Source organism: Caproicibacterium sp. NSD3 (assembly GCF_053613275.1).
In genome coordinates this window covers 1-22,847 of record NZ_CM132119.1, presented here as the reverse complement: position 1 = coordinate 22,847, position 22,847 = coordinate 1, and the positions used below count along the sequence as shown (strand labels likewise).

Sequence of the window (22,847 nt, the reverse complement as noted above, 5' to 3'; positions counted from 1 at the left end):
AATCAGAAGAGTTCTTTCAGACAGTCAACCAACTTTTGATTCTCTTTTTCATTGCGGACAGCAATGCGGATATACCGGATACCTACCTTTTGGGTAAGGTCTTTGATCAGAATGTTGTTTTTGCAGAGCAATTCTTTGGTCAATGAAAAAGCGGTCCATTTTTGAGAAACGATCTCTGCCATTACATAGTTTGCTTCTGACGGAATAACTCGAAGTTCCGGTATGGAGGAGAGCTGTGATACAAATTTTTTGCGTGCTTCTTTAATTTTTAAAAGAGAAGCGGCATAATCTTTTTGGTACTTTTCTTCGATTTGCATGAAAAATTCGCCAAAGGAATTGATGTTCCAGATTGCTACATCTTTTTTCATCGAAGCGATCAGGCCCTTGTTTCCACTTGCAAAAACTCCGAGGCGGATACCGGGAACACCATAAGATTTCGAGATGGATTTCATGATGAAAAGATTTGGATTGGCTAAAATCAGAGATTGTTCCAATAGGGAAGCGTCTTGTTCTGAAAAATCAGCAAAAGATTCATCAAGCAGTAAACAGATAGATTTTTCTTTACACCAAGCGAGCAGACGCAGTAAATCTTTTTTAGGAATGAGATTGCCGCTGGGATTATCCGGGTTAATTAAAATTAATGTAGAAATTTCCTTGTCGGAAAAGAATGACATTAAATCATCTGCTGTATAGGAAAAGTCTGCATTGTTGGGACAAAAAACGATTTCTTTGTCGGCACTGTAGCGATTGGGGTATTCTTCAAAGGTAGGGCGAATGACGCCGACTTTGCCATTTTGAAAACCCATAAATGATTTAATTAACTCGGCGGCGCCGTTTCCTACTAAAATCTCATCGGAATGAAGGTTAAAATTCCGTGCGGCCAAAAGACTGTTAACTTTCATTCCGGAAGGATATTGGGTCAATAGGGATACAAAGTTCGACTGCATTTCGTTAATCATTTTCTGCGGAGGGAAATAGGGATTAACGAGATAGCAAAAGTCAAGGAGCTTTGGATAGCGCCAATATCCGCCATAGCGGCTTTCAACAGAGGAGAGAAGCTCCTCATCGCTCGAAGAAAAAAGAGAAGAAGCAATATCCAAATCCTGAATATCATCGATTTCGTACCAGAGCTGGCCGTCAAGTCGTTTTGCATAGATTCCAGGATTGTCAAGCATGGCGATTACCCGTAGGACCTGCTCATAATATTCATTGTTTCCTAGCGCTTTAGAGTAAGCTTCCAAAAACGGCACATAATGTGTGCGGGAAAATTCCTTGCCAAATTTATAAAGATTTACTGTTTTATAGTAGGAATCTACATTTTTAAAATCAAAATCTTTTCCAGGCACAAACGAAAGGATTCGGTCATTTTTATCAATTTGCATGACCGTGCCGTCCATCCAGCTTTCATAACGGTCAACCAGCGCCAATGTGTCTCTGGGATCGTCCGTCAGTGCATGCAGAACGGAGTCTTCAAAAATGATATCTGATTCCAAAAGTAAAGTATCATCTTCCAAAAGATAGTCCTTTGCAAGCCATAAAGAATAAATGTTGTTTGTCTTGTCGTAAATAGGATTGTCAACAAAGGTAATCGGAGTCTTAACAGAGAGCGTCTTAATAAAGTCGATTAGCTTTTTCCCCTCGTACCCTTCTACGATGATGATGCGGTTAAGAGAAAGCTGATCAAGCTGGGTGAGCGCACGCTCAATCAGAGTGACCCCATTTACTTTTACCATACATTTGGTGTTGTCTTGAGTTAGTTCCTTTAGTCGCTTTCCCATTCCTGCGGCCAAAATAATTGCCTGCATTTCACAAATTCACTCCTTCAGGGTTTTATTTTGAATGAGTTGCTTTTTCGTTCAGCGCAATTCGCTGTGCGAGCTCCTTTAATTTTGTATCCATGGAAGAGACGCGCAGATACAGTTTAAAAACACGCCAGATCAAAAGAGCGATAATGACCAAATAGACAAGATTTACTGGAGATTGGATTCCCAATAAATCAGAGACTACATAAGCGATCTGTGGGAAAATGGCCAGAATGACCAAAATGGCAGAGAAGAAGATCCAGAAAAGGCTGTCAGAGATCAGAAGCTTTGATTTGCGAATATTTCGTAAAACAAGCTGAAGAGAAAGGATAGCTGCTAAAAACAGCAGAATTCGAAACCAGATCGTCATGAGAGTACCTCCTCTTTCCCAAGATCGACTTTTTGCCGAAACCATGCGATAAAGACGATACTGATACAAATAGTTGCCATGTAGCGGATACTCCGAGAGAGATTCAGGTAGCTTTCTCCAGCGATTCGGTCATCCATTTTGACCTGCACTTCGCAGACTTTTGCACCGCTGCGAATCAGATGTGCGATTGTATCCGGCTCGGGACCATAGTTGATCTCGGTTGCAAGAATTCGAATCACCCGGCGGCTGAACATTCGCATTCCGCTGGTAGGGTCGGTGATCGTTTTATGGGTTGTCATATGGATAAAAGTTTCAATCAGATTGTTCCCAAACATCCGCAGAGTTTTAGGCTTTTCTGCTGAGACAAAACGGCTGCCGATCACGACATCATAGCCTTCTTTGATCTTTTCTTCCATAGCTCCGATAAATTCGGGACGATGCTGTCCGTCGCCGTCAAATTGGATCGCAGCATCGTAATGATTCTGCATCGCATATTTCATTCCGGTTTGAAATGCGCCGGCAAGCCCCAGATTGATTGGCTGATCGATTAAACAATAGCCGTGATCGCGGCAGATCTGAGCGGTTTGGTCATGACTGCCGTCGTTGACGACTACATAGTCATATTGCGGAAAATTTTGAATCAGGTTGTCCACAACGCGGACAATATTTTGGGCCTCGTTATAGGCAGGAATAATAACCAGAGTTCGCAAATTAAGAACATCCTTTCCTGTGATGATGCAATTTCTCCTAAATTTTTATTGTACTACAGATTACAATATTTGAAAACAAAAATTCGGTAAGCGAGGCTTAAAGAGATTCCCATGGAATTTCCATCAATGCAGTGCAGGTAGAAGCATAAGTAAATCCATGCAGAACTTTTTTTTTCGCCGCGGCCGCCGCAGTTTCCCTTTTTTCGGGAAATAGAAGCAACTTTCGAATCGTCTCGGCAATCGTTTCGGGTTCGGTATTTTCCAAAATGGTTCCATACTGCGGAGAAGAAATCAGCTCTTTACTGCCGCCGCGGTCTGTCGTGATGACATAGCATCCGCAGGCAGCTGCCTCCAGCACGGAAGTGGACATTCCTTCACTGCGGCTGGGCAGACAGAAAATCTCACTGGCTTTTAAAAGAGCGAAGACTTCCTTTTGTTCCAAGGTCCCTAAGAGATAAACAAAATTCCCCTCTTTTTGAAGCGCTTCTTCGCTGGGACCGCTCCCTGCAAAAACAGCAATGGGAGGCTTTTCTTCCTTTTGAAGAAGAGAGACCGCTTTCGCAAGCGGTAAAACGCCCTTTTCTTCTACCAAGCGTCCGGTAAAAAGGATAATTGGGCGATCGTTCGGCAAACCGTATTTTTCCCGTGTCTCTAGAGGGTTAAGACCATCGGTAGCAGATTTAATTATCCGTGGGTCAATAAAATTATAGAGAACGCCGCGCGATTCAATTTTAAAATGACGGAGCCAATCACATCCGGCACGGCTGACGGCATAAAAGGCGGGCACTTTTTGCTTTAAGTTGGCTGTGATTGCGTGTTCATACCATTCTCCGCACTGATTTGCGATCGGGTTTCCCAGATTTAGATGGTCGGCACCGTGATCGATTACAATAAACGGGATTTTTGCTTTATGGCAGCGGGTTGCTGCAAAATAGGAGAGCGGATAAAACCTTGTCTGAATGACCGCACGATCACAACGAGCAATAATGTCGTCCAGTAAATGGTTAAGCGCAGAACCTCCATTTGCAACGGGAAACCGCCCGCCCATCAAAAGCTGACTGGGAACACGGAAAATTTCGATTCCATAAGAATCGATTTCGTGAGCGGAAAGTCCGGGTCTTTCACTGGTGACGACAATGGATTTTTCGCCGCGGGCAATCAGTTCCCGTGCGAGATTAAAAGTATAGCGTTCCACTCCGCCAAAAGAGGGAAGATATTGCGCGGAAAAAAAGCAGTAAGTCATATTGTTTCAACTCCAAAATGGATTTTCTATTTTTGTAGGCGAAAAGCGGTTCGCATCAGTCCGGTCATTTTGAAATGAATGAAAAGCCAGACCGCAAAAAAGATCGGGTTTTGGCGGTACATGATTTTGGAAGCTTCTTGGACTTCCGAATTACAGAGCCAGGATTCAATGATCTGCTTTTCTTCTGCAGAAGATTTTCCACCTTTTTGAACGAGACGCTGAATGCAGCGAATAACATCTCCACAGAGAAGGGCGCTTTCTGCCGTGGGAAGATAATCTTTTCCAAAAGCCCAGTGGTCAAAGTCGCATTTCTCGTGGTAAACCCGCAAAGCGTCCTCAAATTTTTGTTCCCGATAGGACTGCGTAATAGAGTTTTCATTGCGGTGATCGTAATGGTACAGGCAATCCGGAAGAAACACAATTTTTTGGCAGGCAGGCAAGAGAGAAAGATTAAAGAGCAAGTCTTCTCCGAGACCTACTTTTTCATCAAATCCTTTTTGAATCTGTGAGCGGGGATAGAGCTTATTGTAGGGAGCATTCCACGCATATTCTAAAGAAAGAGAAGCATTTTTCTCCTTTAGTTCCTGTAAAGAAGAAACAGAAAAGTCGCCGTAATGGGTTTGCGTTGTTTTCTGTTTCCAGATATGTAAAATTCCGCAGACAACAAGATCTGCTTTTTGATTTTTCTGAGCAGTCAGCATTTTTTCTGCCATTTGGGAAGAAATGGTATCATCACTGTCTACAAAAAGAACAAATTCACCGTTCGCTTTTTGAAGGCCAGCATTTCTCGCATGGGAAACGCCGCCGTTTTTTTGATGAAAAACGCGAACCCGGCTGTCCCCAAGTGCCAGTTTGTCGCAGATTTTTCCGCTTTGATCCGGAGAACCGTCATCGATTAAAAGAAGCTCAAAATTTGGCATGGATTGGGCGAGAATACTGTCGACACAGGCATTTAAAGTCTTTTCGGCCCGATAGACCGGAACAATAAAACTGATTTTAGGATTTTCCATTTTCTAAAACTCCTGTTCTTTAAAACTCCGTGCCCTTTTTCGACTGCTTCAAAAAATACAGAATAAAGATAATTTGAACAAGTGTCAGAACGGCCATAGAAATCATATAGCATAACGAAGCGCCCATCAAAGCAAAGTCTCGTACCATCGACCGCACGATCAAGAAGCAGCAGACTGCAGAAACCGCATTGACAATCAAAAGTATTTTTTGGTGGCGGATAATCGTGAAGACAACGTTAAACCATCCCGCAGTAGCTGCAAAAATTCCGCCCAGTAGCACGATCATCAGCTCGGCGCGATAAGCAGAAAGCTGAGGCAGTCCATAGAACCAGCTTAAAAATGGAATTCCAATCCACCAACCGACCAGAAGAGCAGCAACGCCGATCAAGGCGATCCAAAGAAGCAAAAGTAAAACCTGTCGCATAAAGTCTTTGCGGTTTCCATTTACCCAATCTTCTGCCATCTTGGTGATATACAGGCGGTAGATGACAAAAGTAAAAAGATTTACAACAGAGGCCGGCATAAATAAAATGCTGAAATAGGTTTGCATATCAGGCGAAAGAAATTCATCGATTGCGTATTTTGGCGCCGAAATAATGTAAGACATTAAAAAAGTGGTTAAGAAAAGCGGCAAACACGCAACGACAAGCTGTGGAATAAAGGATAGGGAAGTACGATGGACCTTTTCAAAATGATTTGAAATAGGAACCGTAATCACGAAAATCCAGATCCCTGCAAAAATCGTATAGACAAGCAGGGAGAGGAAAAAGTTTCCTGTTAAGATTAATAGACCCCAAAATAAAACAGTATCGAAAACAACTCGAAGCGTAAAGCTTTTTCCGGAAAGATCTAGACGGTTATTGAGCTGTAAAAGCCCCTGAAAAACATTTTCATAGGCTTCGATGAGTTGAAAAATACAGCAGAGAATGACCGTTGACAACTTTTCACCGCTGTATCCATTGAGGAGAATCCAGATAACCGTAAAAATGGAAGCGGCAATGATTGTAATCAGCCGAAAAAGATGATATTCCGAAAAAGAAAATTCATGGCGGATATCACTGACCTGAAAGTTTCGCACTTCGAAATAGGCGACAGGGCTTACAATTTGCCCGACCGCTAAAGCCAGCGAATAGATTCCGGCTGTTTCGGCGCCGCAGATCCTTGTAATGATCAGCGTCATTAAAACAGTGTTGGCGGCGTTACAAACGCTGCCTGCCATATTCCAGAAGAAGATGCCGCTTTTTGTAGCCGGCTTCAATACTTTTCGGTACATGCGTTTTAAGCACTCCGTTCATTTCTTAGATTTTGCTTTCCAAAATCCAGGACGGCGGCCATATGATTGCGCCGTTGTTCCGGAGGGGGAAGCTCAAGATAATCATTCCCATATTCTCGGGAAAGATAATCTTCCGGATTTGCCATCACCGGAAGGTTAATAAAATCAAAAGGAAGGTCAATGGTGTTTTGGACCGAATCACTGTCAATCCAGCCGGAAAGCGCGTTGAATTCACCAAAATAACAAACTCGGTGAGAAGGGACGTTTTCTCCTTTTCTTCTCCAAAAATCCACTCTTTTCAGAAGGGTGAAATAATGGACTCGGAAAAAACAGAGAATGGCGTGGATGATTTTGCAGGGAGTTTCAGCTAAAAATCGCTTGAGAGGGTCTTTAAAAGGGGATTTAATGGGAGCATTGGTGCGAAGAACCATCATCTTTGACCAAAAATCTGAAAGATGCGCCATTTTCTTTGCCAGAGTGAGATCATCAGGGACCGCGTCCAATGGAAAAATATCAATATAAATGTGCATACGGTCTTGTGCAGGCATGCAAAGCAGTTCTTCGCTGATAAAAGAGGTGCCAAGTTTTTGAAATGAGGCAAATGCTTTATAGTAGTCTGGATTGTTTTTCTGCCATTGCACTTCATATCCGGGGACCATGATTCCATCAGCCTGAAGCTTTAAAAGTTTTTCATAGTCTTTGCGCGGCATATAAAAATCCATGTCATCGTCCCACGGTATAAATCCGTGATGTCGGTAAGCGCCAAGAACGGTCCCAAATCCAGCCAGAATAGTAAGATCATGGTCCTGACAGAATGAAACAAGCATATTGCTCATTTCGGTAAGCGACTGCTGCAATGATTTTAAAACAGCAGGCTCGTATGCCTTGTAAATTATTTTTTTCATAAATATCTCTCTTTTTCTTAAAAATCTCTCTCTGATTCATTCCAAATTGAATGAAATCAAGTCGCTTTTTGGTATTTAAAATTTTAAGATAGCGGCAGCGTGATTATGCCGTTTGGAAGGTGGGGGCAGTTCCATAAAGTTGTTACCGTATTCGCGGGAAAGATAGTCTTTAGGGTCTGCCATGACCGGGAGTTCTAAAGAGCCAAATGGTAAAGAATCCGGTTCCTTTTCGGCGGGATCCAAGACCCATGCATTGAGGGAATTTGCTTCTCCAAAGTAGCACATTTGCTCGCTTGAGTCCTCCTGCCCTTTGCTTCGCCAAAAATCAAGCTTTTTCTGGATTGCGGTGGGATCGGTTTTTGTTAGATGAAGGAAACCACGCAAGACGGAGCAGCCTAATTTCGCAAATGTGCAGAAAACTGGATTTTCCGAAGGAAAATTGACGGGGAGTCCGGTACCTAAATACATTGTGCGGCATAGGGTAAGTGTTTTGGAAGCAATCTTTTTGGCAAGTGCCGGGTCTTTCGGAATGAAATCCAAGGGAAAAAGATCAATGGAAATATGCATTCGCTCATGCCCCGGAAGATTTTCGGAGCCCTCGCTGATACAGAGTGTCCCGGGCTTATGAAGGGTCACGAAAGGTTTGATGTAATCGGGATTATTCTGCAGGGACTGAATTTCGTATCCCGGAATTGTGATCCCTTTTGCATTGAGTGCAAGAAGTTTGTCATAATCTTTGCGCGGCATGTAAAAATCCATGTCGTCGTCCCATGGAATAAATCCATGATGCCGATAAGCACCCAAAGTGGTTCCGTAAGCACCAAGAACAATTAAATCTTGCTCTTTACAAAAATCCAGCAGTGCGGCACTCATTTCGGTAAGGGTTTCTTGCAGTTTTAAAAGGGTTTCTGCATCGTATTCTTTGAAAAAAGCGCTCATAAAAAATCCTTTCTATTATAAGTTGCAGACCGCAAAATGATTTTATCCGATTGCCGGTGTTCCAGAAAGAAGATTTGCGAAAAGTTCCAGCAGTAAAAATGCGTCGCAAAGGACGCCACAGAAAATGAGTGGCCGGTCGATTCCCTTTTTGGGAGCTAAATTGTCTTGTTGGAACAGAAGCAGAAGGAGCGGCAGAAGCGGCAGGAAATACCGTCCCTGCAGTCCATCGACAAAGCGATAATAAACCATCGTCCATGTAAAAGCCGCATAAACAGTTGCGCCGGTTACCAAAAGAATGATAAGAACCATTTGCCAGCGGTGTTTTGTAAGAGGTCGCGGTAGACGCTCAGATTCTTCTTTCTTCCAAAGCATGGAAAGAATCAGAAGGACAATGAAAGTGATAATCCAAAAATGATCTACCGGAATCTTTGACCAGCCCAAGCGGCCTCCAATTAGGTTTTCAACCAGCGTGCCTTTTAAATCCTTAACAGTTTGGAAAAGCATTAAAAAGGTTTCCTGTAGGTGGGTCAGTAAAAATTTTGGAGTAAACAGCGTTTTAGCGCCGGGCGTCGTGTAAGAGACCGCATTGCCGCCCGTTTGCAGCAGCATGAAGAGAGCCATGATTGCAAGAGAACCCCAACGGTAAGTGCGGGAAGAATGGCGGTTCCTAAACTTTTTAGCCGGAACGAATAGGACAAGAGGACAAAACAGCACATACACTTTTGATGGGGCTAAAAGTGCCAATGGAATGCAGAAGAGCAGCCAGTCTTTCATGTTGATTGGTTCATTTTCCGGTTTTAAAAGGAGCCGCAGCCACGCGGCAAAGACGAGAAATGCCATCGGAAACATCTGTGTATCAGAGGAGCAGCTGCTTCCTAAATGCAGCGCCATCGGCAATAGAGCGGAAACGGCAAAAAATCCTTTTCGCACTGGAACAATCGCGATTGCAAGGGTAAAGAGCAGCAGATACAAAAGAGAATTTCCTACGCGCGCCATATAGTAGACGGTTACATAGTTAAAATTCATTAGACGTCCGGCAGTGATCGCAAGTCCTTCAAAAATATAGGAAGGGCCATCCCAGCCGAATTTTTCAACCGGCATCGGGAGTTCATTCGGATCACCGTCTATCTTTTTTCCGATATTGCCAAAGACAGTCAAATAAGTCTGTTTGGTTGGATTTTCGTCAATCATATCGAAGACAAAAGCATCATCGTGGCGCATGGTAATAAGGCTTGGATCTGCTTGTCTTCCCATCAGACGATCTGAAAAGCGATAGCTCTGCGAATAATGGTTCCATTCGTCGGGCGCCGACTGGATCGGAAGGACCATATCGAATCCCATGATGAGCAGCACGCCTACTACTAAGAAACACCAATGTAGTTTTGCATGAAAAACAGCCAGCATCAGGTACCCCACAAGAACGGCAGCAAAAAGCAGTGCAAAGAGGATCCAATATCCTTTTACAAGGGAATGGTTATCCCGGGTATTGAGAAAACCGTTCATACAGGCAGAAAACGTACCGTCCTGATTGATTGCGACGGAGAGCGGAATATCGTTCTGCTGGTGAAAGGTGATTTGAATTTTAACAGGCCGGTTTTCGTTGGCCGCATAAGTAAAATGAGCAAGAACAGGGGAAAATGCTTTTTCTGAAAGATCAGAGTAATTGATTAAAACGGAGCTAATAACATGATTGTCGGGATCAATTAGTTCTGCCTTTAAATACCCCTTTGCGCAATCATCTTTGTTGTTGTTATTATTTGTTTGGACTTTCATGCTCGGAGCGGCGTTTGTTAAAGAAAAGCTGATCGAAATTTGTTTCAGTTTGGCGTCCGTTATATAGGAAGATTCCATTACTTCTCGGTCTTCGACCGCTTTCCATGTGATGTTTTCTGAAGAAAAAGGAATGGTATCAATCTGATCAAATGCAGAATGATAAAAAAACCATCCGGCGACAGCAAAGATACAGCAAATTAAAAGCGGAATCCATAACTTCTTCGTTTTTTCTTTGTTAAAAATCCTTTTCATACAATCCTTTATCATTTGTTTTCCTCCAACATTTTTTGGAATTTATTTAAGCAAGTAGTCTGTCTGAGAATACTTCCATCAGAAGGAAAGAATTACAAAAGACAGCAATCATAAAAAAGCGGCGACAATCGTCCCTTTTTGTAATGAAAGTTTTTTGGCAGCATAAAAGCATGATCAGCGGAAGAATCGGCAGGAAATACCGCCCCTGAATCCCCTCGACTCGGTCGCTTATGATCGGAGTCCATGTAAAAGCGGCATAAACGACCCCGGCAATTACAAGGAGAATGATGATCAAAAATCCCCATTGATAGCGGGAAAACTTTGTCGGCAGCTTGTCTAATTCCTCTTCTGTCCAGAGAGAGGAGAAAAGCAGCAGAGCAAAGAATATAAAAATCCAAAGTAAATCAACAGAAACATTCAGCCAACCTAAGGAACTTCCAATCAACCAATGCACAAAAGCAGATTTATAATCTATAATTGTGTTAAACAATACTTGAATCGTCCTTGTCGGATGTAATAAAAGATATCCCAAAGAAAAGTGAGCGCTGACAGTCCCTGACGATGACGGCAAGATGGAATTAAAATTTTTAAAGAGCAGAAATAAAACTGCCAGCACAAATGCTCCTGTACGAAGCGCATAGGCCCAGCGCGGGTTCACAAATTTTTCTTTTGGAACGAAAAGTGCAAGGGCGCAAACCAAGATGTAGATTTTACAAGGCGCAAGTAGAATGAGCGGAATACAAAAAAGGAGCCACTCTTTTAAGAAAATAAAGTGACCTTCCTTTTTGCAGGACATTCGCAGCCAGAGTGCAATTACAAGGTAAGCCATCGGGAACATTTCCACATCGTAAGAGAGACTGTTCCCTAAATGGAGCACCATGGGAAGAAGCGAAGCAACGATAAAGAAACCTTTTTTAACTGGAGTTACGGCGATTGCGAGTGTGCATAAAAGTAAAAAAAGAAGGGAATTTGCAAATCGTGCCATATAAAAAACAGTGACGCCATTTAAATGAAGAAGTCGTCCAAGTGTGATTGCGGTTCCGCCCAAAAGGTAGGAGGGCCCGTCCCACGAAATACGATGGACATCAACTTCCTTTAAATCAGTTTGCGTTGCTCCTTTTCCGATCTTACCAAAAACATAGGAATAAACAGAACGATCTGGAGTATGAGAAACCGAAGGCAGTAGATCAAAATCCTCCTGCCGCATGGAAATCTTATCGTTGCCGGCAGGTAAATTCATCATCTGGTCGGAAACGCGGTAGGCCTGCGTAAAATGATCCCATTCGTCGGGTGCCGATTGAATCGGCAGAACAAGTTCGTATCCCATAGAAAGCAAAAAAGCAGCAATCAGAAAGATCAGATGCAGCTTTATATGAGAAAAGGCCAAAAGGAAATAAGTGCCAAGTGCCGCTGTAAAAACAAAGGCAAAGACAAGCGCAAAGCCTTTTTGCAGGGCACGGTTATCAGTAGAATCCAGATAACCGATAAGCTGGATATCCGGCTGCCCATTGCCGGATGTTTTAAGGTAAATCGGGTCTATTCCCGTTTGATGAACGGTAATTCTAAGACGCAGATCCCCATTTTTTGCGGAAGAATATGAAAAGCCGGACAGGATCGTCATATAAGAATTTCCATTGAGGTCCGAGTAGCTGACGGAGTTTTCTGCAATCGTGGATCCTCGGGAATCGATTGCCTGTACTTCCAGAAAGCCACGGGGAGCGGAATCTTGGTTGAGTAACGACGAATCAAGGGTTTGTCCATCGGCAGAAAGAGAGCACCATATTCCCACTCGGTGAATCAGGAGGGAAGAAGAACATTCTGTTTCTAAAACCTCTTCATTATGCGTTGCAGTTAATGAACTGGGGGATGTATTTTGGATTTCGTTATTACTATAGTCAAATGATTTGCGAAAAAGATACCAACCGGTTAAGCATAAAATCAGACAAAGAATTCCTGCACCAATTATTTTTGGCAGCGCAGAATTGCTTTTTTTCAACATTTTCAAATTCTCCCGCTTCTGCATTCTAAAAGGATCTATTTCCTTATATAGCATAAATTTCATTATATCAGATAAATACCTATTTGAAAAGAGGACAAGCCGATGAAAAGCGGAGAGATAAAAGGAAATGCCTTTTTTAGAGAGAAAAAGATTTTCAGTAAGGAGTTGTTGAAAAAGGGGTGGGAATCTGCTATAATTACAAAAATATATAAATAAATAGTTTATAAAACCAAAAAATAAAAACACGGAGGCAGCAAAACATGGCGATCTTTTATGATGAACCTTCCCATACTTTCGATGAATATCTTTTAATTCCCGGATATTCCTCTTCAAAGTGCATTCCGAGCGAAGTGAGTCTTCGTACAGCGGTGACAAAGTACCGTAAGGGAGATGGGGAGAAGCCTGCAATCGTCATGAATATCCCCATGGTATCAGCAATTATGCAGTCTGTTTCTGGAGACAGGCTGGCGGTTGCGCTGGCAAAAGAGGGCGGCATTTCTTTTATTTACGGTTCTCAGTCGATTGAATCCGAAGCAGCAATGGTTGCGCGGGTAAAGGCTTATAAGGCAGGATTTGTGATCAGCGATTCCAATATTCAGCCGGATAAGACCCTTTCGGATATTCTGGAGCTAAAGAAAAAGACCGGACATTCTACGGTAGCAGTTACTTCTGACGGAACTGCTAACGGTAAGCTTTTGGGGATCGTTTCGAGCCGTGACTACCGTTTGAGCCGCATGGGTCTTGACATTAAGGTCAGCGACTTTATGACGCCGATTGAAAAAATTATTTCTGCCCCAAAAGGCGCGACTCTTTCGGAGTGCAATGATATTATTTGGGACCATAAGCTCAATTCTCTGCCGGTGATTGATGATGACGGCCGTTTGTGCTATATGGTTTTCCGCAAAGACTATTCGGAACATAAGGAAAATGTCAACGAGCTGTTGGACGAGAAAAAACGTTATGTAGTCGGTGCCGGTATCAACACCAGAGATTATAAAGAGCGGATTCCAGCACTTTTGGAAGCCGGAGCGGATATCTTTTGCATCGATTCTTCCGAAGGATTTTCCGAATGGCAGAAGATGACCATTGAATGGGTGCGCGAAAATTACGGAGACAGCGTCAAGATCGGTGCCGGAAATGTAGTTGATAAAGACGGCTTCCGTTTCTTAGCGGAATGCGGAGCGGACTTTGTGAAGATCGGAATCGGCGGCGGATCGATCTGTATCACCCGTGAGACAAAAGGCATTGGCCGCGGCCAGGCGACAGCGATTATCGAAGTTGCAAAGGCACGGGACGAATATTACCGTGAAACCGGGGTTTATGTCCCAATTTGTTCCGACGGCGGAATCGTTTATGATCATCATATTACTTTGGCGCTTGCGATGGGTGCTGACTTTGTGATGTTGGGACGTTATTTCTCCCGCTTTGATGAATCCCCGACCAATAAAGTGAACGTAAATGGAACATATATGAAAGAGTATTGGGGCGAAGGCAGCAACCGTGCCCGCAACTGGCAGCGGTATGACCTTGGCGGCGACAAGAAACTTTCGTTTGAAGAAGGCGTTGATTCTTATGTCGCTTATGCTGGTCCACTCAAAGATAACGTGGCGACAACGCTTAGCAAAGTGAAGTCCACAATGTGTAACTGCGGTGCGCTGACGATTCCGGAATTGCAGGAGAAAGCAAAGCTGACACTCGTTTCTGCAACCAGTATCGTAGAGGGCGGCGCTCATGATGTTATTTTGAAAGACCAGACCAATATCAGTCACCAGAGATAATCAATACAAATGACGGCTCCTGTACGAAAGAAATTTTGACAGGAGCCGTTTTTATAAAAGGGAAATCGAGGGGAACTTTATGAGCAAGTGCTGTTTGCGAAAGAAAGCTCCGAAAGAGAAAAATTATGCACCGGCGTTTTTTGGAGCTTATTTTATTTATTATAGTGCATATGCGCTTTTTGCTTCCTATTTAGTTTCGTATCTTTCTCAGCGAGGCTTTTCTGCGGTGACCTGCGGTCTGATTACCAGCTTGACCTTGGTTGCTAATGTAGTGATGCAGCCGATTTCCGGATATTTGACCGATACGTTTTTGTCGGTCAGGGATTACCTTATTCTTTCCTGTATTGGCTTGATCGTGCTCTGTATCTGCAACATGGCGTTTGGCGGACAGGAGTTTGTTTGCTTTGCCTTAATTGTTTTTTCAGCAGGATTTGCTTATCCGTTCGGCCAGCTGATGGATGCGTGGGTCAATATTGTTAGCCATTTTCCAGGGACGAACCTTGTTTACAGCAGGGTGCGCGCGTTTGGCTCTATCGGATATGCGTTGGCTGCAACTGCCGTGGGGGCTTATTTTTCTATTTTCGGATATGGTCACTATTTTTTGTTGCAGGCAATCGTCTTTGCGGCACTGATTTTCTTTTTGCGTGGGCTTCCAAAGCTAAAGCCTGATAACCGGGCGGAGGGAAAATCCGGGGACGAGGGAGCTGCTCTGGGATTCTTTGAGTCTTTTCGTGTTTCGATGAAAAATCCGCGCTATCGAGCTTGTCTTATCATTTTTAGTCTCTATTGGCTTAGCCATCGCCCAGTGGGCAGCTATCTTGCCTTGTTCTGCGGGGAACGCGGCGGGACAGATCAAATGTTTGGATGGATTTGCGGGATTGGCGCGGTAACAGAATTTGTGGTTTTGCTTTGGATTGCGCGCTCACGGGATCTGATCACTTTAAAACAAGAAACTATCCTGACCTTTTTTATCAATCTGGGTCGGCCGGTTTTATTTTTGCTGCCTGGAATCGTTCCGCTCTTTCTGGGGCAAATCGTGCAGTCAGTAAGTTTTGCCCTTTTTTATACAATCAGTGTAGAATGTTTCTCCAGAGCGGCAGATCCTCATATTCGCAGCTTTTCTATTTCTGTGGGATTGACCGTGGTCACCGTTATTGGCACCGTTACGGCGAACCTTTTGGGCGGATTTTTATTTGATAAGTTTGGCTCCATCGGAAATACGATCATGAGTTTGGGGGTTTCCTGTATTGCACTGCTTTGCTTTTTAAAATACAAAAGAGTCTTGTTTGATACTGAAAAAAGAGCGGAGACAAAGCAGTAAAACTTCAAGATAAGCTAATTTATACTACTATTTTACCGAAAACTAAAAAATTCCAAAATTTATTTTGCGAAAATCCATTGACAAAACTTTTATATCTGTATTATAATGAATAACGCTTCACTGTGTGCTGTGAGCAGATGGTGGACAAAATGGCGGCATAGCTCAGCTGGCTAGAGCATTCGGTTCATACCCGAAGTGTCATAGGTTCAAATCCTATTGCCGCTACCAATTATCGGAGGTTTCCTCCGATCAATTTGGCCCGGTGGTCAAGCGGTTAAGACACCGCCCTTTCACGGCGGTTTCATGAGTTCGAATCTCATCCGGGTCACCATTTTTCTTATTTTTTTCGCGTATGTGGACGCGTAGCTCAGCTGGTTAGAGCGTTCGCCTCACACGCGAGAGGTCAAGGGTTCGAGTCCCTTCGTGTCCACCAAACCCAGCGGATTTTGCCGCACTAAAAACCGCTCTCGCAGCGGTTTTTTTAGTATTTTGAAAGTTTCCGGGAGGTTTCTAAACCATGAAAAAATTATCTGTTTTTGCCGTTGCAGCAGTGCTCATGTTCAGCCTTACCGCCTGCGGAGAAGGTGATATCGCCGTTCCTTCCCAAACAGCTTCTACAGAGGCTGTTTCTTCTGCGGTCGTTTCCACGGTTTCAGTTGATGCCGGAAAATACGAGAATACGCTTTCGGGTTTGTGCAATTATATGATTGACAGTGGAATTGTCGTACAGGAAGAGGGACAGCCGGAAGAAATGCAGGCTTCTTTTATTGGAGCAAAATCCGGTCTGCGGTACATGTTTAGCAAAAATCCTGCAAAAGATGAAAAGAATCTATCGGTTGAATTGTATGAATACGACCTTGACAATCTTTCTGATGAGGCTAAGACCTGCATTAAAAGTGCCAGAGAGAACGGAACCGTTCCGGTTTTTAATGACAACGTAAAGGCAGTCCTCAGCAAAAACGGAAAATATTTGATGATTTATCACGATTCTGTATCTAATGATGACCATCAGCAGATGGAACAGGCAGCAACGCAGGAATTTGAAAACTTTAAAGCGTAAAGTTCAGATCTTTTATAATAGCACTCAATTTTGAGCGGTTAACTTGAGAGGCTTTTTTGTGATTTTTTACAAAAAAGTCTTTTGCCTTTTTATAGGATTGTAGCTTTGTGGCAGTAGACAAAACAAGAAAGCGGTTGTATACTGTATTCAATCAAAACGACGGAGTTTGTGGGAAACCACTCATTCCGTCGTTTTTTTATAAAAGTGCAATCTCAAAAAGGTGGAAAAGATAAATTGAGATAAAAGATTTTAAAAGATACTTAGAGTAAAAGCAAATCAGAGAAGGCGTCACTTATGCGCGCAGGTTTTGTTGGTTTATAAAACTATAATCAGCATTTAAGACTAAGTTTTCCTGATATGCCCCTGTTTTAGGTCCCACTCTTTCGTAAATAAAAGAGTGGGACCTTCTATATAAGAATTAAGAGCAGAATCGGTGTTCGCCAATAATTGTAATGACCGGACGGGAAAAAATCCACTGACTAGTACTCTTTTTTGGGTTATAATAATAAACTGCACCGCCGGAAGGATCCCAACCGTTAATTGCATCTCGAGCAGCACGATAAGCAGAATCAGAAACAGGTGCATCAATTTGGCCGTCGTTTAAACAACTGAAAGCGCCCGGCTGGTAAATAACGCCAGCAAGCGTATTAGGAAAGCTGGGGTGCTCGATTCGATTTAAGATGACAGCGCCTACAGCAACTTGCCCTTCATAAGGTTCGCCGCGCGATTCTGCGGAAATAACTTTTGCAAGAAGAGCAACATCATTGCTCGAATATCCGCCGGCAGCACCCGTATTTGCACTTTGACCCGAGCTTCCACCGATGCCCATGGCGTTTAATGTGTTTTTGCCTGCAATACCGTCTGCAGTAAGACCATTGATTTTTTGAAACTTGATCACTGCATTTTTAGTGCTGCTGCCATAGATACCGTCTAATTTTCCAGAATAAAGCCCTTGATTCTGCAGTACGGTTTGAATTTTTACGACTTCGTCTCCGCGGCTGCCTTGCTGAGAAAGTACCGCTGTTGTACCACTGTGTCCAATTAAAAGCGTGATGGCCAGCAGATTCACGAGCAGAACAACAAGGAGCCTCCAAAAGAACATGCCATATCCCTTCATTTTCCTAAACCTTCTTTCTAAAAAAAGAATGCCCAAAAATGAACCATGAAATACTGGAAATAAGAACCCTCTTTAAAAAAATTAAAAAAGGTGAAAAAAGGGGTTGACAAAGGGAGGTAGGTTTGGTATTATAGTAAAGCTGACTCGCGAGAAACGAGCGGCGCAGGACCTTGAAAATTAAACAACGAAAAGAGACAAAGGGACCCGGAAAAATTCCGAGAGGAATTGGAACGGAACGAGAAGAAAAACTCGTAAAAAACGGACAAAACAAAGAAACACGCAAGTGTTTCGAAATGAGCTATAAGAAAGCTCTGAAATACGATTAGAGCGCGTAAGCGTTTTGATAAAATATTTTAGAGAGTTTGATCCTGGCTCAGGACGAACGCTGGCGGCGTGCCTAACACATGCAAGTCGAACGAAACTTAGAGGATGAAGTTTTCGGATGGAATCCAATAAGTTTAGTGGCGGACGGGTGAGTAACGCGTGAGTAACCTGCCTTTCAGAGGGGGATAACGTCTGGAAACGGACGCTAATACCGCATAACATCTCTTCTTCACATGGAGAAGAGATCAAAGGAGCAATCTGCTGAAAGATGGACTCGCGTCCGATTAGCTAGATGGTGAGATAACAGCCCACCATGGCGACGATCGGTAGCCGGACTGAGAGGTTGAACGGCCACATTGGGACTGAGACACGGCCCAGACTCCTACGGGAGGCAGCAGTGGGGGATATTGCACAATGGGGGAAACCCTGATGCAGCAACGCCGCGTGAAGGAAGAAGGTCTTCGGATCGTAAACTTCTGTCTTTAGTGAAGATAATGACGGTAACTAAAGAGGAAGCTCCGGCTAACTACGTGCCAGCAGCCGCGGTAATACGTAGGGAGCAAGCGTTGTCCGGATTTACTGGGTGTAAAGGGTGCGTAGGCGGTTCTGCAAGTCAGTTGTGAAAACTATGGGCTTAACCCATAGCCTGCAATTGAAACTGTGGGACTTGAGTGAAGTAGAGGTAGGTGGAATTCCCGGTGTAGCGGTGAAATGCGTAGAGATCGGGAGGAACACCAGTGGCGAAGGCGGCCTACTGGGCTTTAACTGACGCTGAAGCACGAAAGCATGGGTAGCAAACAGGATTAGATACCCTGGTAGTCCATGCCGTAAACGATGATTACTAGGTGTGGGGGGTCTGACCCCTTCCGTGCCGGAGTTAACACAATAAGTAATCCACCTGGGGAGTACGACCGCAAGGTTGAAACTCAAAGGAATTGACGGGGGCCCGCACAAGCAGTGGAGTATGTGGTTTAATTCGAAGCAACGCGAAGAACCTTACCAGGTCTTGACATCTATCGAAACCCTAAGAGATTAGGGCGTGCCCTTCGGGGAACGGTAAGACAGGTGGTGCATGGTTGTCGTCAGCTCGTGTCGTGAGATGTTGGGTTAAGTCCCGCAACGAGCGCAACCCTTACTGTTAGTTGCTACGAAAGAGCACTCTAGCAGGACTGCCGTTGACAAAACGGAGGAAGGTGGGGACGACGTCAAATCATCATGCCCCTTATGACCTGGGCTACACACGTACTACAATGGTCGTTAACAGAGAGAAGCAAGCCCGCGAGGTGGAGCAAAACTCTAAAAACGGTCTCAGTTCGGATTGTAGGCTGAAACTCGCCTACATGAAGATGGAATTGCTAGTAATCGCGGATCAGAATGCCGCGGTGAATACGTTCCCGGGCCTTGTACACACCGCCCGTCACACCATGGGAGCCGGTAATACCCGAAGTCAGTAGTCTAACAGCAATGAGGACGCTGCCGAAGGTAGGATTGGCGACTGGGGTGAAGTCGTAACAAGGTAGCCGTATCGGAAGGTGCGGCTGGATCACCTCCTTTCTATGGAGAACAGTCGGATGGAAGCATTCGACGACATTCCAAGGTCAGGTTTCCTAAGTCTCTAATCGTTGTTTAATTTTGAAGGCCTTGCAAAAGGACTTCAATCAGGTGGAAGGGTAACAGCCACCAGTTATGGGGGTATAGCTCAGCTGGGAGAGCGCCTGCTTTGCAAGCAGGAGGTCAACGGTTCGATCCCGTTTATCTCCACCAGGCTCCAAAAGGGAGCCAAAAGAAAAGATGGGCAGACGGTGAGAACCGGAAGCCGGAAACATGGGCTTATAGCTCAGCCGGTTAGAGCGCACGCCTGATAAGCGTGAGGTCGGTGGTTCGAGTCCACTTAAGCCCACCAGCACCGAAAGGTGTAAGTTGTACATTGAAAACTGAATAAAGAAGTAGAAGCAGATATTGAACGCAACAATGAGTAAAATCATTGTTAGAAATTATTATCAAATCTACAATTTCATTAAGTGGTGATGAGAAATCATCACCAGCTGAGAACTAAAGAAGAACACATGGTCAAGCTACAAAGAGCGCAAGGGGAATGCCTTGGCACTGGGAGCCGATGAAGGACGTAACAAACTGCGAAAAGTTTCGGGGAGCCGTAAGTAGGCATTGATCCGGAAATATCCGAATGGAGCAATCCGACTGGAGACATGTCCAGTCATCCTGACGTAAATTCATAGCGTCAGGAGGGGAACCGCCTGAACTGAAACATCTAAGTAGGGCGAGGAATAGACATCAAATGAGATTCCGCTAGTAGTGGCGAGCGAACGCGGAAGAGGCCAAACCGAAGGGAGAAATCCCTTTGGGGTTCGGACAGCATAATGGATGTGGAACTTTAACAGAACAGCCTGGGAAGGCTGGCCATAGAGCGTGAGAGCCGCGTAAGTAAAAAGGTGAAACACCAAGCTGTATCCAGAGTACCGCCGGACACGAGAAATCCGGTGGGAATATGGGGGGACCACCCTCCAAGCCTAAATACTACCCAGTGACCGATAGTGAAGAGTACTGTGAAGGAAAGGTGAAAAGGACCCCGGAAGGGGAGTGAAATAGAACCTGAAACCTTGTGCTTACAAGCACCGAAAGCCCGTCAATGGGTGATCGGGTACCTTTTGTAGAATGGTCCGGCGAGTGAATGTGACTGGCAAGGTTAAGGACTTCAGGTCTGGAGCCGTAGCGAGAGCAAGTCTGAATAGGGCGCAAGAAGTCAGTTATATTCGACCCGAAACCGGGTGACCTACCCATGTCCAGGTTGAAGTGGAGGTAAAACTCCATGGAGGACCGAACCGACTCCCGTTGAAATGGTAGCGGATGAGGTGTGGGTAGCGGAGAAATTCCAATCGAACCCGGAGATAGCTGGTTCTCTCCGAAATAGCTTTAGGGCTAGCCTTGTATTAGATTACCGGAGGTAAAGCACTGAATGGTCTAGGGACCGAAAGGTTACCAAAACCTATCAAACTCAGAATGCCGGATAATTGATGTACGGGAGTCAGACAGTGTGAGATAAGTTTCATTGTCAAAAGGGAAACAGCCCAGACCCACAGCTAAGGTCCCAAAACACGGTTAAGTGGAAAAGGATGTGGGGTTGCACAGACAACCAGGATGTTGGCTCAGAAGCAGCCATACATTAAAAGAGTGCGTAATAGCTCACTGGTCGAGTGACCCTGCGCCGAAAATTTAACGGGGCTAAATCGTGTACCGAAGCTTGGGATGCAGCAATGCATGGTAGGAGAGCGTTCTATACGGAGTGAAATCATAGCGGAAGCGATGGTGGACTGTATAGAAGTGAGAATGCCGGAATGAGTAGCGCGAAATGTGTGAGAATCATATTGGCCGAAAGTCTAAGGTTTTTGGAGGAAGGTTCGTCCGCTCCAAGTAAGCCGGGAGCTAAGGTGAGGCCGAAAGGCGTAGCCGATGCACATACGGTGGATATTCCGTAGCCGCCAAAAGATTTAAGATAAGTGACACCTTGAAAGGGCATGACCCGGGCGTTGGTTGACCCGGGCGTAAGGGACCGAAATTAGAGTAGGGAAGCATGCTTAGACGAGGGCGAGAAAAGCTTATTGTATATCTTAGGCGCCCGTACCGCAAACCGACACAGGTAGACAGGAAGAGAATTCTAAGGCCAACGGGAGAAGGGTAGTTAAGGAACTCGGCAAATTGGTCCCGTAACTTCGGAATAAGGGACGCCACAGAGATGTGGCCACAGTGAATAGGCCCAGGCGACTGTTTAGCAAAAACACAGGTTTCTGCCAAATCGTAAGATGACGTATAGGAGCTGACACCTGCCCGGTGCTGGAAGGTTAAGAGGAGATGTGCAAGCATTGAATTGAAGCCCCAGTAAACGGCGGCCGTAACTATAACGGTCCTAAGGTAGCGAAATTCCTTGTCGGGTAAGTTCCGACCCGCACGAAAGGTGTAACGATCTGGGCACTGTCTCAATTACCCGCCCGGCGAAATTGTAGTACCGGTGAAGATGCCGGTTACCCGCGACAAGACGGAAAGACCCCATGGAGCTTTACTGTAGTTTAATATTGGGTTTCGGTAATTTATGTACAGGATAGGTGGGAGACTTGGAAACCCCGGCGCTAGCCGGAGCGGAGTCAACCTTGGGATACCACCCTTAAGTTGCTGAAATTCTAACCTGCGGCCGTGAATCCGGCCGGGGGACATTGTTAGACGGGCAGTTTGACTGGGGCGGTCGCCTCCAAAAGAGTAACGGAGGCGCTCAAAGGTTCGCTCAGCACGGACGGAAACCGTGCTCTTGAGTGTAAACGCAAAAGCGAGCCTAACTGCGAGGATGACAGTCCGAGCAGTAACGAAAGTTGGAGTTAGTGATCCGGCGGTATGAGAGTGGAATTGCCGTCGCTCAACGGATAAAAGCTACCCTGGGGATAACAGGCTGATCTCCCCCAAGAGTCCACATCGACGGGGAGGTTTGGCACCTCGATGTCGGCTCATCACATCCTGGGGCTGTATTCGGTCCCAAGGGTTCGGCTGTTCGCCGATTAAAGTGGTACGCGAGCTGGGTTCAGAACGTCGTGAGACAGTTCGGTCCCTATCTGTCGTGGGCGCAGGATATTTGCGGAGAGCTGTCCTTAGTACGAGAGGACCGGGATGGACGCACCGCTGGCGCACCAGTTGTCATGCCAATGGCACAGCTGGGCAACTATGTGCGGATCGGATAAACGCTGAAAGCATCTAAGCGTGAAGCCGACTCCAAGATTAGATATCCCATGGCGTAAGTCAGTAAGACCCCTTGTAGACTACAAGGTTGATAGGCTGCGTGTGTAAGTACGGTAACGTATGTAGCTTGGCAGTACTAATAGGTCGAGGGCTTGACCATTAACCTTCTTTGGTTCGCGCTCTTTCTCTCTTCTACTTACCTTTATTCAGTTTTCAGTGTACAAATTGTGC

General features: G+C 44.8%; 14 protein-coding genes, 5 tRNA genes and 2 rRNA genes. 10 read left to right on the top strand and 11 right to left on the bottom strand.

Annotated elements, in window-relative coordinates; translation table 11 throughout:
• Positions 1-2: 2 nt before the first annotated feature.
• From ACVS9P_RS00105 to ACVS9P_RS00060, 10 genes are all read right to left on the bottom strand, one after another.
• On the bottom strand, positions 3-1,805 hold the full coding sequence (locus tag ACVS9P_RS00105) for an aminotransferase class I/II-fold pyridoxal phosphate-dependent enzyme (protein WP_452103626.1): 1,803 nt from the start codon (positions 1,803-1,805) through the stop codon (positions 3-5).
• 25 nt (positions 1,806-1,830) lie between these two features.
• On the bottom strand, positions 1,831-2,172 hold the full coding sequence (locus tag ACVS9P_RS00100; RefSeq protein ID WP_452103625.1) for a DUF2304 family protein: 342 nt from the start codon (positions 2,170-2,172) through the stop codon (positions 1,831-1,833).
• Entirely contained in the window at positions 2,169-2,882 is a 714-nt protein-coding gene (locus ACVS9P_RS00095; RefSeq protein ID WP_452103624.1) for a glycosyltransferase family 2 protein, read from the bottom strand. The genes ACVS9P_RS00100 and ACVS9P_RS00095 overlap by 4 nt, the downstream gene beginning before the upstream one ends.
• A 97-nt stretch (positions 2,883-2,979) precedes the next feature.
• On the bottom strand, positions 2,980-4,125 hold the full coding sequence (locus ACVS9P_RS00090; RefSeq protein ID WP_452103623.1) for a glycosyltransferase family 4 protein: 1,146 nt from the start codon (positions 4,123-4,125) through the stop codon (positions 2,980-2,982).
• Between the two features lie 26 nt (positions 4,126-4,151).
• Entirely contained in the window at positions 4,152-5,135 is a 984-nt protein-coding gene (locus ACVS9P_RS00085) for a glycosyltransferase family 2 protein (protein WP_452103622.1), read from the bottom strand.
• A gap of 19 nt (positions 5,136-5,154) precedes the next feature.
• A complete protein-coding gene (locus tag ACVS9P_RS00080) occupies positions 5,155-6,408 on the bottom strand; it encodes a lipopolysaccharide biosynthesis protein (protein ID WP_452103621.1) in 1,254 nt (417 codons plus the stop codon).
• A gap of 5 nt (positions 6,409-6,413) precedes the next feature.
• Entirely contained in the window at positions 6,414-7,313 is a 900-nt protein-coding gene (locus ACVS9P_RS00075) for a LicD family protein (protein ID WP_452103620.1), read from the bottom strand.
• A 75-nt stretch (positions 7,314-7,388) separates the two neighbouring features.
• Complete coding sequence (locus ACVS9P_RS00070) at positions 7,389-8,252, bottom strand: LicD family protein (RefSeq protein ID WP_452103619.1); 864 nt, start codon at positions 8,250-8,252, stop codon at positions 7,389-7,391.
• A 42-nt stretch (positions 8,253-8,294) separates the two neighbouring features.
• Positions 8,295-10,292, bottom strand: a complete 1,998-nt coding sequence (locus tag ACVS9P_RS00065; protein WP_452103618.1) for a DUF2142 domain-containing protein — start codon at positions 10,290-10,292, stop codon at positions 8,295-8,297.
• Positions 10,293-10,323: 31 nt separating this feature from the next.
• A complete protein-coding gene (locus ACVS9P_RS00060; RefSeq protein WP_452103617.1) occupies positions 10,324-12,276 on the bottom strand; it encodes a DUF2142 domain-containing protein in 1,953 nt (650 codons plus the stop codon).
• 260 nt (positions 12,277-12,536) lie between these two features.
• On the opposite strand from ACVS9P_RS00060, the gene ACVS9P_RS00055 reads away from it, so the two are divergent.
• From ACVS9P_RS00055 to ACVS9P_RS00030, 6 genes are all read left to right on the top strand, one after another.
• Positions 12,537-14,054 carry an IMP dehydrogenase gene (locus ACVS9P_RS00055; RefSeq protein WP_452103616.1) on the top strand — a complete coding sequence of 506 codons (1,518 nt, stop codon included), beginning with the start codon at positions 12,537-12,539 and terminating at the stop codon, positions 14,052-14,054.
• A gap of 79 nt (positions 14,055-14,133) precedes the next feature.
• Entirely contained in the window at positions 14,134-15,375 is a 1,242-nt protein-coding gene (locus ACVS9P_RS00050) for an MFS transporter (protein WP_452103615.1), read from the top strand.
• A 151-nt stretch (positions 15,376-15,526) separates the two neighbouring features.
• Positions 15,527-15,603 (top strand) — tRNA-Met (locus ACVS9P_RS00045).
• Between the two features lie 28 nt (positions 15,604-15,631).
• Positions 15,632-15,706, top strand: a tRNA-Glu gene (locus ACVS9P_RS00040).
• Positions 15,707-15,731: 25 nt separating this feature from the next.
• Positions 15,732-15,808: transfer RNA gene (locus tag ACVS9P_RS00035), tRNA-Val, on the top strand.
• Positions 15,809-15,892: 84 nt separating this feature from the next.
• The gene (locus ACVS9P_RS00030) at positions 15,893-16,435 is read left to right on the top strand and encodes a hypothetical protein (protein WP_452103614.1); all 543 of its coding nucleotides are present in this window, start codon (positions 15,893-15,895) and stop codon (positions 16,433-16,435) included.
• A 418-nt stretch (positions 16,436-16,853) separates the two neighbouring features.
• Here the strand turns inward: ACVS9P_RS00030 and sleB are convergent, their stop codons facing one another.
• Entirely contained in the window at positions 16,854-17,552 is a 699-nt protein-coding gene (gene sleB, locus ACVS9P_RS00025) for a spore cortex-lytic enzyme (protein ID WP_452103613.1), read from the bottom strand.
• Positions 17,553-17,902: 350 nt separating this feature from the next.
• On the opposite strand from sleB, the gene ACVS9P_RS00020 reads away from it, so the two are divergent.
• The 4 genes from ACVS9P_RS00020 to ACVS9P_RS00005 all read left to right on the top strand — a co-directional run bounded on the left by ACVS9P_RS00020 (position 17,903) and on the right by ACVS9P_RS00005 (position 22,776).
• A 16S ribosomal RNA gene (locus ACVS9P_RS00020) occupies positions 17,903-19,430 on the top strand.
• A gap of 134 nt (positions 19,431-19,564) precedes the next feature.
• Positions 19,565-19,640 (top strand) — tRNA-Ala (locus tag ACVS9P_RS00015).
• Between the two features lie 62 nt (positions 19,641-19,702).
• Positions 19,703-19,779: transfer RNA gene (locus ACVS9P_RS00010), tRNA-Ile, on the top strand.
• A gap of 165 nt (positions 19,780-19,944) precedes the next feature.
• Positions 19,945-22,776 (top strand): 23S ribosomal RNA (locus ACVS9P_RS00005).
• Together the 16S and 23S rRNA genes with 2 tRNA genes alongside form the textbook arrangement of a ribosomal RNA operon.
• The last annotated feature ends 71 nt before the right edge of the window (positions 22,777-22,847 follow it).